At 45.0% G+C, this 16,040-nt stretch carries 17 protein-coding genes; 2 read left to right on the top strand and 15 right to left on the bottom strand.

All coding sequences use genetic code 11. The features are described 5' to 3' along the window. Positions 1 to 14: 14 nt before the first annotated feature. Entirely contained in the window at positions 15 to 482 is a 468-nt protein-coding gene (dpsA, locus tag C9I43_RS11495; protein ID WP_076496359.1) for a DNA starvation/stationary phase protection protein DpsA, read from the bottom strand. 253 nt (positions 483 to 735) lie between these two features. Between dpsA and C9I43_RS11490 the strand changes: the two genes are divergently transcribed. Then, positions 736 to 1,101, top strand: coding sequence for a DNA polymerase III subunit psi (locus C9I43_RS11490; RefSeq protein ID WP_107883537.1), 366 nt, complete (start codon positions 736 to 738; stop codon positions 1,099 to 1,101). A gap of 112 nt (positions 1,102 to 1,213) precedes the next feature. Further along, entirely contained in the window at positions 1,214 to 1,702 is a 489-nt protein-coding gene (rimI, locus tag C9I43_RS11485; protein ID WP_107884128.1) for a ribosomal protein S18-alanine N-acetyltransferase, read from the top strand. Positions 1,703 to 1,835: 133 nt separating this feature from the next. Here rimI and lipA read toward each other — a convergent pair whose 3' ends face one another. The 14 genes from lipA to leuS all read right to left on the bottom strand — a co-directional run bounded on the left by lipA (position 1,836) and on the right by leuS (position 15,953). After that, entirely contained in the window at positions 1,836 to 2,801 is a 966-nt protein-coding gene (gene lipA / locus C9I43_RS11480; RefSeq protein ID WP_076496365.1) for a lipoyl synthase, read from the bottom strand. After that, a complete protein-coding gene (gene lipB, locus C9I43_RS11475; RefSeq protein WP_107884126.1) occupies positions 2,798 to 3,451 on the bottom strand; it encodes a lipoyl(octanoyl) transferase LipB in 654 nt (217 codons plus the stop codon). Before lipB ends, lipA begins: the two co-directional genes overlap by 4 nt. A 93-nt stretch (positions 3,452 to 3,544) precedes the next feature. After that, entirely contained in the window at positions 3,545 to 3,811 is a 267-nt protein-coding gene (gene ybeD / locus C9I43_RS11470; RefSeq protein ID WP_076496367.1) for a DUF493 family protein YbeD, read from the bottom strand. A 119-nt stretch (positions 3,812 to 3,930) separates the two neighbouring features. After that, positions 3,931 to 5,106, bottom strand: coding sequence for a serine hydrolase (locus C9I43_RS11465; RefSeq protein WP_076496369.1), 1,176 nt, complete (start codon positions 5,104 to 5,106; stop codon positions 3,931 to 3,933). A gap of 140 nt (positions 5,107 to 5,246) precedes the next feature. Further along, positions 5,247 to 6,107 (bottom strand): septal ring lytic transglycosylase RlpA family protein, encoded by an 861-nt coding sequence (locus tag C9I43_RS11460; protein ID WP_107883536.1) that lies wholly within the window; start codon positions 6,105 to 6,107, stop codon positions 5,247 to 5,249. After that, a complete protein-coding gene (gene mltB / locus C9I43_RS11455; RefSeq protein WP_107883535.1) occupies positions 6,091 to 7,167 on the bottom strand; it encodes a lytic murein transglycosylase B in 1,077 nt (358 codons plus the stop codon). Before mltB ends, C9I43_RS11460 begins: the two co-directional genes overlap by 17 nt. Before the next feature lie 16 nt (positions 7,168 to 7,183). Continuing rightward, positions 7,184 to 8,290: a rod shape-determining protein RodA gene (gene rodA / locus C9I43_RS11450; protein ID WP_107883534.1), complete on the bottom strand. Its 1,107-nt coding sequence runs from the start codon at positions 8,288 to 8,290 to the stop codon at positions 7,184 to 7,186. After that, positions 8,287 to 10,143 carry a penicillin-binding protein 2 gene (gene mrdA / locus C9I43_RS11445; protein ID WP_107883533.1) on the bottom strand — a complete coding sequence of 619 codons (1,857 nt, stop codon included), beginning with the start codon at positions 10,141 to 10,143 and terminating at the stop codon, positions 8,287 to 8,289. Before mrdA ends, rodA begins: the two co-directional genes overlap by 4 nt. Positions 10,144 to 10,204: 61 nt before the next feature. Then, entirely contained in the window at positions 10,205 to 10,675 is a 471-nt protein-coding gene (gene rlmH, locus C9I43_RS11440) for a 23S rRNA (pseudouridine(1915)-N(3))-methyltransferase RlmH (RefSeq protein ID WP_076496382.1), read from the bottom strand. Beyond that, positions 10,675 to 11,004, bottom strand: a complete 330-nt coding sequence (gene rsfS / locus C9I43_RS11435; RefSeq protein ID WP_076496385.1) for a ribosome silencing factor — start codon at positions 11,002 to 11,004, stop codon at positions 10,675 to 10,677. Before rsfS ends, rlmH begins: the two co-directional genes overlap by 1 nt. Positions 11,005 to 11,111: 107 nt before the next feature. Next, positions 11,112 to 11,753, bottom strand: coding sequence for a nicotinate-nucleotide adenylyltransferase (nadD, locus tag C9I43_RS11430; RefSeq protein ID WP_107883532.1), 642 nt, complete (start codon positions 11,751 to 11,753; stop codon positions 11,112 to 11,114). A gap of 24 nt (positions 11,754 to 11,777) precedes the next feature. Then, entirely contained in the window at positions 11,778 to 12,809 is a 1,032-nt protein-coding gene (holA, locus tag C9I43_RS11425; RefSeq protein WP_107883531.1) for a DNA polymerase III subunit delta, read from the bottom strand. 35 nt (positions 12,810 to 12,844) lie between these two features. After that, complete coding sequence (locus C9I43_RS11420) at positions 12,845 to 13,339, bottom strand: LPS-assembly lipoprotein LptE (RefSeq protein WP_107883530.1); 495 nt, start codon at positions 13,337 to 13,339, stop codon at positions 12,845 to 12,847. A 19-nt stretch (positions 13,340 to 13,358) separates the two neighbouring features. Beyond that, a complete protein-coding gene (leuS, locus tag C9I43_RS11415; RefSeq protein ID WP_107883529.1) occupies positions 13,359 to 15,953 on the bottom strand; it encodes a leucine--tRNA ligase in 2,595 nt (864 codons plus the stop codon). Positions 15,954 to 16,040 lie beyond the last annotated feature (87 nt).

Below are 16,040 nucleotides of genomic sequence, written 5' to 3'. Positions count from 1 at the left end.
TAACTCTTTCCAAATTATTCAGATAGCAAGCTTCGCAGCATCCAAGCATTCTTTTCATGCTGTTGAATACGCTGGGTAAGTAAATCTGCTGTCGCCTCATCATTTGCTTGATTAGCTAGCGGGTATAAGGCTCTGGCATTACGAATAACTAACTCTTGATCGTTCAGTAATTCGCGGATCATATCTTCAGCTTTTACTACGCCGTTATCTTCTTTAATCTCAGTCAGTGCCGCATAGGCTGAATATGAACCGAGTGCTCTGGCACCTAATGCTCTAATGCGTTCTGCAATAACGTCAACCGCAAGGGCCAGTTCAGTATATTGCTGTTCAAACAATAAATGCAGACTCGTGAACATTGGGCCTGTTACGTTCCAATGAAAACTGTGGGTCTTAAGATACAGGCTATAGCTGTCAGCCAATAGTTGGTTTAGTCCCGCAGCGATTTCTTCTCTGTTAGCTTGATTGATACCTATATTAATCATGGCGTTCTCCTTCTATTGTTTAACTTAGTATATATAGTCTAGCGATCTGAGATTCAATGTAAAACGAGTAAAATAGATTCTAAAAATCTATAAATGCGATTGAACTTTAACCAACAAAGTTTAGTTGGTTTTTTTGTGATGAATTGTTTAGAGACGCTTTCCATATCCTAGATACAGTAACAATACCGTGGTTAAAATGCTATTCTAGTTGCATATTATGAGACGATACTTGAGTTGAATAAAACTGACCCTAATGAATAAATCAGCCTATTTAGCCGCTATGAATGTGACAACTTGGCGAGTGCGCGACACTAAAGTGAAACCTTATTTAGTCATTTGGGACGAAAACGGTGAATTGGCTGAGGCTGAACCGCTGATCGATATGGTACTAAAGCTTATTGACGTCAAACGTGAAGAATGCGATTTCGATAGCGAGCCCCATACGGGTAAGCAGATAGTTTGGGATTTGCGCCGCCATAAAGTTAGACCCCGCACTGCATGGTTGGTGTCTGAACCGTTAGTGGATTTATTGACGGGTTTTGAGGCTAAAAGTGCACTGTGGCAACAAATTTATCAATGGCGTGAGCAGGTCAGCGGCCAAGCCTTTAATAAATCATAGCGCTTAACCGTAAATGTATTAATGATGAATATTGTGGGCACATGCTTTGAATACCTCAGTTAACGATAACTTATTTGTAGAACCTACGGCACAATTTACTGCCAATCCACCTGTGGAACTTGTGGCTCTTACTCTAGCCGATGTTCCTCAAATGGCGCTGCTTGAATCTATGGCCCATACGCATCCTATGAGCGAGGGTAATCTTGCCGACAGTTTTGGACATTTGTACCGTGTTCTGGGTTTAAAGCTAAGTACCGATTCTAATGCTAATGTTGACGCGGATACTGAGCTAGTCGAAGAGCTTTTAGGTTTTGCTATCGTTCAGCAGATTATCGATGAAGTGACGTTATTAGATATTTGCTTATTACCAAGCCTACAGGGTAAAGGTTACGGCAAGTTATTGCTTAATGCAGTGGTGACTTCGGCTAAAACATCTGGCGCTGTGGTATTGATGTTAGAAGTGCGAGAGTCCAATGTTGCGGCTCGCGGCTTGTATCAAAAATTTGGCTTTATTGAATCGGGTCGGCGCAAAGGTTACTACTTGATAGAGGGCGGTAAAGAAGATGCTATCTTGATGGATTTAGCGATAACGCCTGAATGAGTTTAGCCAAAACAGTCATAAATCTTGGTGAGGCTTGTTAATCATAGTAATAAAAAACAGCGCTTAAGCGCTGTTTTTTTTAGTTAAATAACCCTGATGTTATATCAAGGATTATTGGACTCTCTACTACAGGCTACTTAACTTCTTTACCTTGGGCCTGTAGATCCGCATGGTAACTTGAGCGCACTAACGGGCCACAGGCTGCATGGGTAAAGCCTAGCTCATCGGCTAAGGCTTTCAGCTCGTCAAACTCAGCTGGTGGCACATAACGTTCAACCGGTAAGTGGAATTTCGACGGTTGTAGATATTGGCCTAAGGTGAGCATTTCAACGTTGTGGGCGCGTAAGTCTCGTAATACCTGTGCGATTTCTTCATTGGTTTCACCTAAACCCATCATCAGGCCAGATTTAGTCGGCACATTTGGATGACGTTCTTTAAAGCGTTTGAGCAAATCGAGCGACCATTGGTAGTTAGCACCAGGGCGCGCTTTACGATAATGCATTGGCGCTGTTTCTAAGTTGTGGTTGAACACATCTGGTGGCTCAGTCGATAAGATATCTAACGCTGCATCGATACGACCACGGAAATCGGGCACTAAGGTTTCAATCTTGATCGTGGGATTGAGTTTACGAATTTCGCGGATACAATCGGCAAAATGTTGCGCGCCACCATCACGTAAGTCATCACGATCTACTGAGGTGATAACCACGTATTTCAGCTTCATATCGCGGATAGTTTGCGCCAATTTAACCGGCTCTTCAGCATCTGGTTTAAGTGGGCGGCCATGGGCAACGTCGCAAAATGGGCAACGACGAGTACAAATTGCGCCCAAAATCATAAAGGTAGCTGTGCCGTGGTTAAAGCATTCTGCTAGGTTAGGGCAAGAAGCCTCTTCACATACCGAGTGCAGACCATTGGAGCGCAGTGCTTGTTTGATTTCTAAAATACGTTGATTCGATGCTGGTAGTTTTACCCGTAACCAATCGGGTTTACGCAACATAGTATCGCGTTCAGAAGGAACGATTTTAATTGGAATACGAGATACTTTATCGGCATCTCTTAATTTTACACCGGGTTGTAAACGTTCAGGCCTATTCATGACGCGGCTAATCCTTGATGATGAACTAGATGTTGATAGCCCAGTAATTGGCTAAAAGTAAGGGTAAGTTGTTCGCCGGCTTCGGTCACCGTTTGGGGTCCATCAAGCTCTTTACATTGCACCATTTCAAGACCGGCATAACCACAAGGGTTGATACGGCGAAATGGCGCTAAATCCATGTCGACATTGAGGGCTAATCCATGGAATGAACAGCCTTTACGAATGCGCAATCCTAGGGAGGCGATTTTGCGTTCATTCACATACACGCCCGGCGCATCGGCCTTGGCATAAGCGTTAATATCATACTTGGCTAGCATGTTAACAATGCTTTGCTCTATGTGGGTGACGAGTTGACGTACGCCGACTTTACTACGTTTAATATCAATAAGAGGATATACCACTAGTTGGCCTGGGCCGTGATAGGTCACTTGCCCCCCGCGGTCTACTTGGATAACCGGAATATCACCAGCATTTAAAATATGCTCGCTTTTACCAGCTTGGCCTTGGGTAAATACGGGAGGATGCTCGACAATCCATAGTTCATCATGGCTTTCGCTGCCCCGCGTATCAGTGTAATGCTGCATTGCATGCCACACTGATTCATAATCTTGTTTTCCAAGATGTCGAATATGCAAAGTCGTGTCTTGCAAGGGCAACCTCTCCCCTTAGAAATGAGTGCTGCTATTATACGCCTCTTGACCATAAATGTAAGACAGATCACATTTCATGGCCTTGAGAAATAGCTATAGTACGCGGCGTACACCATCGATTGCGGCAAGTTCAGTGTACAAAACTTCGATATGATCTTTGCTGGTAACTGTCACGCGGATAGTGATGGAGTGATAGCTACCTTTGCTCGATATTCTGGTCGAGGGTGAGTAATCACCTGGAGCGTGTTTTTGAACTACTGCCACGACTCTGTCAGTTAACGTTTCATGGGCTTCACCGACAACCTTGAAAGGAAATGCACAGGGGAAATCCATCAGTTCATCAAATTTAGTGTCTAACATGCTCTGTACTCTTAGCGGCTATATTGGATATATATGGTGACGATTATAACTGATTCAAGGGTGATACACTCCCCAAAAAATAAAGCCACCTAAAGGTGGCTGTATTTATCGGATTAGACTTAGCTAAACCAACCTGAAAACAGTTGTTTGAAGTAATCAACTAACTTGCTAAACCAGCTACCTTCGTTGACTTCTTGTAATGTCACTAACGGGAATTGAGCGATATCTTTACCGTCAAGTTGGAAGAATAAACGGCCTACAGTCTCACCTTTCTTTAATGGCGCATCTAATGGCTTAGTGAGCTCAAAATTCGCTTTTAAGTCTTTACCGCGGCCACGGTTGATGGTGATCGGTGTGTCAGTTGCCACGCCTAAATCAACAGTGCTCTTGTCACCGTACCAAATTGGTTGAGTGATAAAGCTGTCGCCCGCTTTATAAGGTGTCACAGTTTCAAAAAAGCGGAAACCGTAGGTTAATAATTTCTTGCTTTCAGCTTTACGAGCTGACTCACTTTGAGTGCCCATCACCACAGACACTAAGCGCATACCGTCTTTAGTCGCAGAGGCGACTAAGTTGTAACCTGCTCCTGAAGTATGGCCAGTTTTGATACCGTCTACGTTCATGCTGTTATCCCACAACAAACCATTACGGTTATATTGTTTGATACCATTGAATGTATAAAATTTTTCGCTGTAGACGCGATATTCTTCTGGTACGTCACGAATTAACGCAGCGCCCAATAATGCCATATCATAGGCGGTCGATTTGTGGTTTTCAGCGTCCAAACCGTGGGAGTTCTCGAAGTAGCTATCACGCATACCAAGTTGCTTCGCCCATGAATTCATCATATCAACGAAAGCGCCCTCAGTACCGGCGATATGCTCTGCCATGGCTACACACGCATCGTTGCCTGACTGAATAATAATTCCACGGTTTAAATCACCCACTTTTACCGTTGTGCCGACTTCGATGAACATCTTAGATGAATCAGGGAAGTTTTTGGACCACGCATTTTTACTGATTGTTACATCATCTTCGGCAGACACATTGCCCGCTTTCATTTCTTGACCGATAACATAACTGGTCATCATCTTGGTTAAGCTGGCAGGATTTAGACTTTCGTATGCGTTACTTTCAGTAATTATCTGGCCCGAATTATAATCCATCAAGACGTAAGCCTTGGCGGCAACTGCAGGCGCATCAGGTGTAATAACAGGCTGCGCAGCATAAGCGGGGAGTGAAACACTGGAAATTAGCAGCAATGTTTTAATGGGACTTTTTACAAAATTCATCATTAACTGGGCACGTCTTTTGGTTATATTAAATGGAAAGGATTCGAGAAGATCTTCAACAGTGTACCACTTTCGGACAGTAGTTTTTAGTGAAGGTTCCTTCATCTCTATTTTAAATCTATTCTTGTCAGAGCAAATAATGATTACTCATGGACGATATAACTCTGAGGAAAACCATTTTGCTGAACTTTATTTAGCAACTTTTCGGCTAACTCAGGCTGCCCGATAGGGCCTAACTGTAGTCTAAACATATTGTTTACTGCCTGTACACGGGTCTTAACTTGATATTTTTGTTCAAGACTTTTTGCCATGGCATTCAGTTTTGGCTTATCTTTTGAGGCGACTAATTGAACGTAATGATGGCCAGTATCCTGTGCACTCGCCATACCTGAATAGGTTGCGGCTTCACTACCAATATAGATCACATCTAATTTTATCCGTGCGGTGCCAGTACCCAACATACCAAGCTTATAGGCCGCGGCGTAGGATACATCGAGTATACGATCCGAATGGAATGGTCCTCGATCGTTAATACGAATGATGACCTGCCGATTGTTATCTAAATTGGTAACCCTAGCGTAACTGGGTAATGGCAGGGTTTTATGGGCGCCGGACATAGAATACATGTCGTAGGGTTCACCATTAGAAGTCTCGTAGCCGTGGAATTTTTCTCCATACCAAGAGGCGCGGCCCGTATCACTATAGCCTAGGCCTGTATTCATCACCGTATATGATTCGTCATACACGGTATAAGGTTTATTACCGCGGCGACTATAGGATTCAAATTTAGGTACTGCGTTCTGCACATGATCCACATTCGGTGGATTAAGCGGCAATTTGTCGTTTTTCAGCGAATATCGACCCTTATTAGGATCCATATTTTTTTTGCTGGCTTTGGTACTGGTAGGGCTCGATTTATTCGTACTTGGGCTTGAAGAACACGCTGTAAGGGCAAAGCACATCATCACAGCCGCAAACGCGAAAAGACTATTTTTGAGTTGCATGCTGTTCCTTTAATTGTTGGCTAAATTGATAAACGGCCATTGAATACAAAGGACTACGATTATAGCGAGTAATTACATAAAAGTTATTTAAGCCAAGCCAATAGTCACTGTGATCCGCTTGCTCAAGTTCAATCAGTAAAGCCTTTTGTGAGATATCGATATCTCTTGAATCTGCTAAAGCTAAAGTTGGCGTTAAAATATTGGCCACTTTATAGTTTAGCTTTTCACCTGCCCATACTTTGGCTTTGGGCGCAGTTTTGCTGTTATTGACCAAAGGCAGGGCAACCGGAGCATTGGCTTGCCAACCATGTTGATGGAAATAATTAGCCACACTACCAATGGCATCCTCTGGACTTTGTAATAAATTACGGCTACCACTATTATCGAAATCGACGGCGTAATGGCGGTAGCTTGAGGGTATAAATTGCCCGTAGCCCATAGCACCCGCATAGGAACCTTTAAGGTTATTAATATCTAAGTGTTCTTCTTTGACTAAGGCCATTAACTCACCAAATTCTTTACGGAAAAAGGTGGCTCGAGGTGGGTAGTGGAACCCTAAAGTATAGAGAGCATCAATAACAGGGTAATTACCCATGTATTGGCCGTAGAAGGTTTCAATTCCGATAATGGCAACAATAATTTGCGGGTCAACCTGGTACTTAGCCGCGGCTTTAGCAATGGTTTCCTCGTGTTTTTTCCAAAACGCGAGCCCAGCATTAAGACGCTTTTCAGTTAAGAATATGGGGTAGTAGACATGCCAAGGCTTGGCTTCCCAAGGTCGAGTCATCGCATCGATAACACCTTGGTTATATTTTGCTTTGTTAAGGAAGGTGAGCACCTCTGTGCGCGTAAAACCTTGTTTAATTTGCGCTTGAACAAACTCTTCTTTTAGTAATTCAGGGATCATCGGAGCCGGAGTATTAACCGCCTCAATAACCGTTGGCGTACTTGTTAGTGCGGTTTTCGGCGGTGTTGGTTCATGTGCGGTTGTGCACGCGACTAGGCATGAACTGACACAAAAAAGACCTAGTGGAGCCAAATAAGCTCGAAGAATAGGCATAAAAAAGTCCCTAAAATTATCTATCTACAAAACGTCTATGGGTATGAATGCTCATAAGAATGCCAAACCCTGTCATCAATGTCAGCATGGAAGTTCCACCATAACTCACAAGGGGCAGTGGTACACCCACCACAGGCAGGATACCTGAAACCATGCCAATATTCACAAAAACATAAACGAAGAAGGTCAATGTGATACTACCAGCGAGTAGACGTGCGAAACTGGTTTGCGCCTGAGAGGCGATGACTAAACCGCGACCTATGATGTACAGATACATAATGAGCAGCAAGATACTTCCGACTAAACCAAACTCTTCACCTATCACCGCAAAGATAAAATCAGTATGGCGCTCAGGAATAAACTCGAGTTGTGACTGAGTTCCATCAAGCCAGCCTTTACCCCAGAGTCCACCGGAACCAATAGCAATTTTTGACTGAATAATGTGATAACCCGCACCGAGAGGATCTTGCTCGGGATCAAGCAGGGTTAATACCCGTGTTCTTTGGTAATCGTGCATCAAGAAATACCAAAGAATGGGCAGAAACGCTAAGACTGCTACAGTAAAACTGCCTAGAATAGCCCAACTCATTCCGGATAAAAACAGCACAAAAATACCAGATGCTGCGACCAAAATCGAGGTGCCTAAATCGGGTTGTTTAGCAATTAGCAGTGTAGGGACGAGTAAGATCACCGCGGCGCCTGCAAGGTAGCGTTTTTTGGGTGGCAGAGGAAACTTACTGATATACCAAGCCATAGTAATGGGGAAGGCGAGTTTTATCAGCTCTGAGGGTTGAAATTCCATAAAACCTAAGTTCAACCAACGCTGGGCACCTTTGTTTATTTCACCAAAGAAGTGCACCCCAAGGAGCAAAACGATCCCCGCTAGGTAAATAGGTAATGCCCAACGCTTCAGTGCTTCTGGGTTAATTTGCGCCATGGTAAACATGATGCCCAGCGACAACAGCATGCGAAGCAATTGTCGCTCCATCATCTCGAGATCTTCACCGCTGGCAGAATAAATAACGAACAAACCAAAGATCATTACGACGAGTAGACCAAGCAATAATGGCACATCGATATGCAGGCGTTGCCAGAGGGTTTGATGTTGACTGTGGCGACTCATGGTGTGGTTTTCCAAGTATCTCTAAGCATATATTCATCGAGTATGGCGCGGGCAACAGGGCCGGCATTTGCGCCGCCCCAACCTGCGTTTTCCATCACGACAGAAATAACAATTTTGGGGTCTTCGAAGGGCGCATAGGCCACAACTAAGGCATTATCGCGAAAGTGTTCAGCAATCTTGCTGGCATCGTATTTGGTATTTTCAGCCACGCCAATCACCTGCGCCGTACCGGTTTTCATCGCAGCCGTATAAGGCGCATCAGTAAAGCGTGATTTATGAGCTGTTTGACGCATGGCTTCGTTAATAATATTCCAGTTACGCGCATTTTTTAGCTCAATGGGCGGCAATTCATTAATTGGCGAATCCTCAGTCGTGGTATTGCTTTTAACCGCTCTTAGTAAATGGGGTGGAAAACGGCGGCCTTTGTTAGCCATAATACCTACCGCATTAGCCAGTTGTAATGGCGTTGCTGTCCAGTAACCTTGGCCAATACCCACAGATATGGTGTCACCAATATACCAAGCTTGGTTGTATTTCAATCGTTTCCATTCTTTAGACGGCATATTACCGGCCGACTCTTCAAAAATATCAATACCGGTATTTTGACCAAAGCCAAATTGCTCCATAAATCGGGCAATATGATCGACGCCAACCTTATAAGCGAGTTCGTAGAAAAAGGTATCGCAGGATTCTGTAATGGCATTATAAACATTGACCCAACCGTGACCCCAACGTTTCCAGTCTCGGTATTTACGCTCAACGCCAGGAATTTGCCAGAAACCGGGATCCCATACACGCGTATTTTCCGTAATGGCTTTCTCATCTAAGCCAAGCAGTGCGAGGTGAGGTTTGATAGTCGATGCTGGTGCATATTGGCCTTGAGTCGCCCGGTTGATTAAAGGGCGTGACTTATCATTGAGTAACGCGCTGTAATCTTTATTATTAATCCCTTGTACAAACTGGTTTGGATCGTAACTTGGGCTCGATACCATGGCTAAAATACCGCCATCACGGGGATCAATAGCCACAATAGAACCGCGCAAACCACTGAGTAACTCAACGGCTTTTTGTTGTAGTTTGAGATCTAAAGTGAGGTAAATATCTTGGCCAGGTTCCGGTGGAACAATTTTTAAGGTACGAATTGCGCGGCCACGGTTATTAACTTCTTCTTCTAAATGCCCGGGTTTACCGTGTAGTAATGCTTCATAAAATTTTTCAACGCCTTGTTTGCCCATATCCTTAGTCGCGGCATAGTTTTTCCATAAATCACTGCGCTCTAATTGGGCTCTGTCGCGGGTATTGATTTTGCCAACATAACCCAATACATGAGTGATCTGTGGACCGTAGGGATAATTCCGTTTCAGACCTGCTTCGACGGTAATGCCAGGAAATAAATGTTGGTTCACGCTAAAAATTGCGACTTGTTCTTCGGTGAGCTGATTTTTTAGTGTCAGTGGTTTGAAACGGCGATGAAATTTTAGCGCCTCGGTAAAGGTTTCGCGTTCATCCTCACTGATCGCTATTAATTTGCCTAATTCATCTAAGGTATTAGACATATTACTGATTTTTTCAGGCACGATATCGAGGGAGTAAAAAGGTAAATTCTCAGCTAAGAGCACACCGTTACGATCGTAAATAAGGCCACGACTTGGTGCAATCGGGACAACGCGGATACGGTTATCGTTAGAGCGAGTTGCATAATCTCTATAGGATTCAACCTGTAAGTGATAAAGGTTGGCCACTAATATGCTTAATAGAGCAAAAACGGAAAAAAAAGTGAATAGCGCTCGGCGCTTAAAAAGAGACGCCTCTGCGGCGTGATCATGCATTGTTATCCGCTTTTTTGGCGACACTTATGCTATCTCCGGCTGATCCCATGACGGGTGACTGACACTCGTTAACATCAAGATCCCGCTATTCTCTATGGTAGGGGTGATTCGTGTTCACGCTCCACGCGCGATACAAACTTTCGGCGACCACAACCCGCACAAGTGGATGGGGTAAGGTTAATGCAGACAGGCACCAACTTTGATTTGCCGCTTCTTTGCAGGCTGGCGCTAATCCTTCTGGTCCGCCAATGAGTAAACTAACGTCGCGACCATCGAGTTGCCATTTAGTCATTGCGGTTGCCAGCTCGGGAGTCGTCCAGTTTTTACCCGGAAGATCTAAACTAACAATATGATTACCTTTGGGAATAGTTGCCAACATTTGTTCGCCTTCCTTTTGCAGGATCCGGACAATGTCGGCATTTTTCCCCCGCTTTCCAGCGGGTATTTCGATGAGCTCCAGCGCCATATCACGGGGAAAGCGGCGCTGGTATTCTTCGAAACCACGGGTAACCCAATCGGGCATCCGTGTTCCTACTGCGATGAGCTGCAACTTCATCAGTCTTGCTTTTCTGACCAGAGTTTTTCAAGCTGGTAGTATTCACGGGTTTGATCTTGCATAACGTGCAGGATCACATCACCCATGTCCACAAGAACCCATTCACTGCTTTCACGGCCTTCAACACCTAAAGGTGGAATTCCAGCTTTTTTTGCTTCAACCACAAGGTTTTCGGCGATAGCTTTGACGTGAGTCTTTGATGTACCTGAACATATGACCATGTAGTCAGTGATGTTAGATTGCTTGCTGACATCCAGAACAATAACGTCTCTGGCTTTCAAGTCGTCGATCTTGTCGACAACAAATTGTTTTAATTCCGCGCTTTGCACGCTGGCGTACCTCATTAATTTTAAATAGCGCGGTAGTATACCAGTGTTGTGCCTCGGAATACATTGCCATTGATAGTTGAGTGAGCGATATCTACTTAAGGTTGGGGTTAAGGTAAGTAAAGTCGTTGATTTTGGATGTAATCTAGTGTGATGGGCATCAGTAAATTGGTAGGGATTACACCTTGTGCCAGTTGTTCACGTATTTGCGTCGAGGAAATATCCTGTGGCGTAACTGTGACGGGGAAAATTAGCCCACAATTTTTTTGTTTATAACTGGCAGGCCTTTCTAGCGAGCCTTGGCTGCGAGCTGTCAATATCTGCTGCATGGGGTGACTTACATCAAGCTGCCAACCGGGCCGCTGGCAAACCACAATATGCGCAAAGTCAAACAGGCGTTGCCACTGATACCAGCTTTGCAATTGGATAAACGAATCCATTCCCATGATAAAAAATAGCTCATCTGTAGGGTATAGGTTGTTGAGCTTTTCAAGCGTGATAACGGTATAGGAAGGAGTATTGCGTTTGGCTTCGATATCGCATAGCTCAAAGCCATCGAGCTGTTGACAAACATCATCAACCATTTTAAGGCGCTGCGCTGTAGTGATATTAGGTTGTTGTTTGTGGGGCGGAATATGGTTAGGCATCAGTAAAACTTTATCTAACGCTAATGCCTGCTTAACCTCCATTGCAGGGCGAATATGTCCATAATGGATAGGGTCGAAAGTGCCACCTAAAATACCAATACGCATACAAACCCTCTGGTTAGCAGATGATTAGTCAATAGTTATATGTGCCAGATGCCGGTGGGCTCTAGGATCAAATAATAGACACAGATGGCTTAGGCCTGTCCAATCCTCTTTACCCTGTTGTTTTAAATTGAGCTCAAGTTTTGAGGCGAGGGCGAGCATATGCTCGAGCTGTTCAAGGCTAAGACGTTGTAACGCCGCTTGATACAGAGGTTTGCGCTTATCCCAAATCCGATGTTTGCCCCAAAGTGCGCTCAGCGCCGCGCCTTGAGCTTGTTCGCATTTTAAATTGAATAACAAACCAAGTTCTTTAAACAAGGCCCACAGCAGGATGGGTAAGGCAGTGCCTTCGCCATTGAGTTGGGTCAGCATATGCTGGGCGCTATTTTGTTTATTATTTAGTAGTGCATCGGTGAGCTGGAATACAGTGAAGCGTGACTGGTCTTCAAAATAGTGGCTTAGTTCATCGGCACTGATAGATTGCGTCGGGCTTAGGAGTTGCAGTAACTGCATGGCTTGGTCGGCCGCCAGTAAATTACCTTCATACAAGGCATGCAGCATAGCGCGGGCATCAGCTTGTAGATTGAGCTTAAAGTGCTTAATACGGCCATCAAGCCAGCGCATAAACTGCTCGCCCTCGGGCGTAGCACAGGGCAGATACATGCCATGGGCATCTAATGTTTTAAACCATTTACTATTAGTTTGCTCAGTCGCAAGCTTTGGCCCTTCGATAATCAACAGCATATCGGGATTAGGCGTCTGCAATAGTGCTTGCAGTGTGCTAGAGCCTTCGGCGCCGGGTTTAGCTTGGGGAAGCGTCAGTTCAATCAGGCGTTTACTGGAAAACAGGCTCATAGCCTGCCATTCCTGAGTCAAATCGTGCCAATTAAACCCAGTCTCTTGGATGAGCTGGACTTTTTCATCAAAACCTTGGCGCTTGGCTAATTGGCGAATTTGATCTTTGCTAGTTTCTATCAACCAAGGATCATCACCAAAAATCATATAGCAAGGCAATAGCTGGTTAAGATGACGGGAGAGTTGATCGGGATAGACTCTCATTTAATCGTAGTCCCGCATTTAATGATTGCCCTGCATTAATTCACCTCAGTGCCGGCCATTGCTTGCAGAATTTGATCAGCAGCTTGGATACGCATTTCCTTGGTCAGCAATTCCATTTCGCGGCTCTTTGCTAATGCGGTACGTGGATCGTCTAAATAGTCGCGGCGGATTTCAACCTTAAAAGGCTGTGCCTCTTTGCCCGGTAGTGCCACAGCAAACTCGACTAAATAAATTAACTCATACTCGGCAACGTTACCCGTGGGATACAAAGATAAGGTCGAGCGTGCTAAAGAATCGGTGATTAGCCTTAATACCGGGACGTCATTGGCCTCCTCAACAACTTTAATATTGTTCAAGCGTAGGCGTTCACGCACTAAGCGGGTGAGTTCACTGTATTCATCCGCGCTACTCAAACTTAGCTGATTGAGGGCATCAGGGATCTGATAGCTACGTTGAAGCTTAAAACCGCAACCGGCACTGGTCATGATGACCAGTGCCATGATTGCGAAGCATATGCGTTTGATTAGCATAAGTTTTCGCGGTTTCCTATTAATTTGCCACTATGCTGAGCAGTTTGCCCGGCACATAGATAACTTTACGCACAGTCAGGCCGTCTAGGTATTTGATCACGTGTTCATCACTCATGCCTAAGGCTTCTACTGATTCTTTATCAGCATCGGCGGCTACGGTGATTTTTGCGCGAACTTTACCATTGACTTGCACAACGATAAGCTTGCTGTCTTCAACTAGCGCAGCTTCATCAACGATTGGCCATTGGCTATCTTCAATGTTGCTTGCATTGCCTAACTCGTTCCACAGGTTAAAGCTAACATGCGGAATGATAGGGTACAGCAAACGCACTATGGCCGATAAAGCTTCGCCGATAATGGCGTTGTCTTGACCTGTGGTTTGTGGCGCTTTTTGCAGATGGTTCATCAGTTCCATCACGGCGGCAACCGCAGTGTTGAACATCTGACGGCGACCGATATCGTCGGTCACTTTCGCAATCGTCTTGTGGACTTCACGGCGCAGCGCTTTTTGTTCAGTATTTAACTTGCTGACATCTAAGGCTTCGCTGTTGTCTTGGTTTACATGCTCGTTCGCCAATTTCCACAGACGTTTAATGAAGCGGTGTGCGCCTTCAACGCCTGATTCTTGCCATTCCAGAGTTAATTCTGGAGGCGAGGCAAACATCATAAATAGGCGAACCGTATCGGCGCCGTATTTTTCGACCATCACTTGCGGATCGATACCGTTATTTTTCGACTTAGACATCTTGCTCATGCCAGTATAAACCAGCTCGTTGCCGTCTTTGTCGATAGCTTTAGTAATACGGCCCTTGTCGTCTTTCTCTGTGGTTGCTACATCTAAAGGTGATACCCATACGCGGGCGCCTTTTGGATTGATGTAGTAAAACGCATCAGCCAACACCATACCTTGGGTTAGCAATTGCTTGGCTGGCTCGTTAGAGTTAACCAGACCCGCATCACGTAGCAACTTATGGAAGAAGCGGAAATACAACAAATGCATACAAGCGTGTTCGATGCCGCCAATGTACTGATCGACTGGTAGCCAGTAGTTAGCTTTAGCAGGATCGAGCATTTCGTCTGCATGCGGGCTGCAGTAACGGGCGTAATACCAAGAGGATTCCATAAAGGTATCAAAGGTATCGGTTTCGCGCAGCGCATCTTGACCGTTAACCTGGGTTTTTGCCCATTCTTTATTGGCTTTGATTGGGCTTTGAATACCGTCCATCACCACATCTTCTGGCAGTAATACTGGCAGTTGATCAGCAGGCGTTGGGATCACAGTGCCGTCGGCTAAGGTCACCATAGGAATAGGTGCACCCCAGTAACGCTGACGTGAAACACCCCAATCGCGCAGGCGATAGTTAACTTGGCGCTTGCCTTTACCTTCAGCGACTAACTTATTCGCGATGGCATTAAAGCCCGCTTCAAAGTCTAAACCGTCGAATTCACCCGAGTTAACTAGGATGCCTTTTTCGGTGTATGCGGCTTCGTCAATGGCGACTTCACCATCAACTGGCTTGATCACGGCTTCAATCGCTAGATCATATTTTTTCGCAAACTCGAAATCACGTTGATCGTGGCCAGGAACCGACATCACAGCACCAGTGCCATAGTTCATCAACACAAAGTTAGCTGCCCAAATAGGTACTTGCTTACCGGTTAATGGATGAATGGCGAAAAGACCTGTAGCGACACCGCGTTTTTCCATAGTCGCAAGTTCGGCTTCTGATGTTGTGCTGTTTTTGCACTCGTCAATGAAGGCTGCAAGCTCGGGATTGGTTTGCGCGGCAAGCTCAGCTAATGAGTGACCGGCAGCAATGGCTACATAGGTTACGCCCATTAAGGTATCTGGACGGGTGGTATAAATATCGAAAGTGTTGGCTGTGGCAGAGCCGTTGCTATCAGCCACGCCAAAGGTGACCTCAACTCCTTCACTACGACCAATCCAGTTACGTTGCATGGTCTTAACCTGTTCAGGCCAGCCATCTAAGGTATCCAGATCGTTTAATAATTCTTCGGCGTAATCAGTGATCTTAATAAACCACTGTGGAATTTCTTTCTGTTCGACAGGTGTATCACAGCGCCAGCAGCAGCCATCTTGTACTTGCTCGTTTGCCAGTACGGTTTCATCGTTTGGACACCAGTTGACCGAAGCCGTTTTTTTGTAGACTAGACCTTTCTCGTACAACTTAGTGAAGAACCATTGTTCCCAGCGATAATATTCTGGGGTACAAGTGGCGATTTCACGGCTCCAATCGTAACCAAAACCTAATAGTTTCAGCTGATTCTTCATGTACTCTATGTTTTCATAGGTCCATGGCGCAGGCGCAGTCTTGTTGTTGATTGCGGCATTTTCTGCAGGCAAACCAAATGAGTCCCAACCAATAGGTTGGAGCACGTTTTTGCCTTGAAGACGTTGAAAGCGTGCAACTACGTCACCTATGGTATAGTTGCGTACGTGTCCCATGTGGAGTCTGCCAGAAGGGTACGGAAACATTGAAAGGCAATAAAACTTTTCTTTGCTTGCGTCTTCAGTGACTTCGAAGGTTTTGTTGTCATGCCAGTGCTTTTGCACTAAGGCTTCAATTTCTGAGGGATTATATTGCTCTTGCATCACTCTATTTCCGGCAGTGCCGCCTATTATTTGATCTAACGCCATATCAGCGCGAGTAAGATCTGCATAGAATAAACTAGAAGCGAT

It is taken from the genome of Shewanella morhuae (assembly GCF_003028295.1).
Lineage (GTDB): Bacteria > Pseudomonadota > Gammaproteobacteria > Enterobacterales > Shewanellaceae > Shewanella > Shewanella morhuae.
Note: the sequence above shows the minus strand (reverse complement) of the source record. Positions and strands in the feature narration are given on the sequence as shown.

Bases quoted from the DNA above. Each gene is read 5' to 3' on its own strand.
- mltB (WP_107883535.1), bottom strand. From the start codon at position 7,167: ATGCCTATTCTTCGAGCTTATTTGGCTCCACTAGGTCTTTTTTGTGTC.
- rodA (WP_107883534.1), bottom strand. From the start codon at position 8,290: ATGAGTCGCCACAGTCAACATCAAACCCTCTGGCAACGCCTGCATATC.
- nadD (WP_107883532.1), bottom strand. From the start codon at position 11,753: ATGCGTATTGGTATTTTAGGTGGCACTTTCGACCCTATCCATTATGGA.
- holA (WP_107883531.1), bottom strand. From the start codon at position 12,809: ATGAGAGTCTATCCCGATCAACTCTCCCGTCATCTTAACCAGCTATTG.
- dpsA (WP_076496359.1), bottom strand. From the start codon at position 482: ATGATTAATATAGGTATCAATCAAGCTAACAGAGAAGAAATCGCTGCG.
- ybeD (WP_076496367.1), bottom strand. From the start codon at position 3,811: ATGTTAGACACTAAATTTGATGAACTGATGGATTTCCCCTGTGCATTT.
- C9I43_RS11460 (WP_107883536.1), bottom strand. From the start codon at position 6,107: ATGCAACTCAAAAATAGTCTTTTCGCGTTTGCGGCTGTGATGATGTGC.
- rlmH (WP_076496382.1), bottom strand. From the start codon at position 10,675: ATGAAGTTGCAGCTCATCGCAGTAGGAACACGGATGCCCGATTGGGTT.
- C9I43_RS11490 (WP_107883537.1), top strand. From the start codon at position 736: ATGAATAAATCAGCCTATTTAGCCGCTATGAATGTGACAACTTGGCGA.
- C9I43_RS11420 (WP_107883530.1), bottom strand. From the start codon at position 13,339: ATGCTAATCAAACGCATATGCTTCGCAATCATGGCACTGGTCATCATG.
- leuS (WP_107883529.1), bottom strand. From the start codon at position 15,953: ATGCAAGAGCAATATAATCCCTCAGAAATTGAAGCCTTAGTGCAAAAG.
- C9I43_RS11465 (WP_076496369.1), bottom strand. From the start codon at position 5,106: ATGATGAATTTTGTAAAAAGTCCCATTAAAACATTGCTGCTAATTTCC.
- lipA (WP_076496365.1), bottom strand. From the start codon at position 2,801: ATGAATAGGCCTGAACGTTTACAACCCGGTGTAAAATTAAGAGATGCC.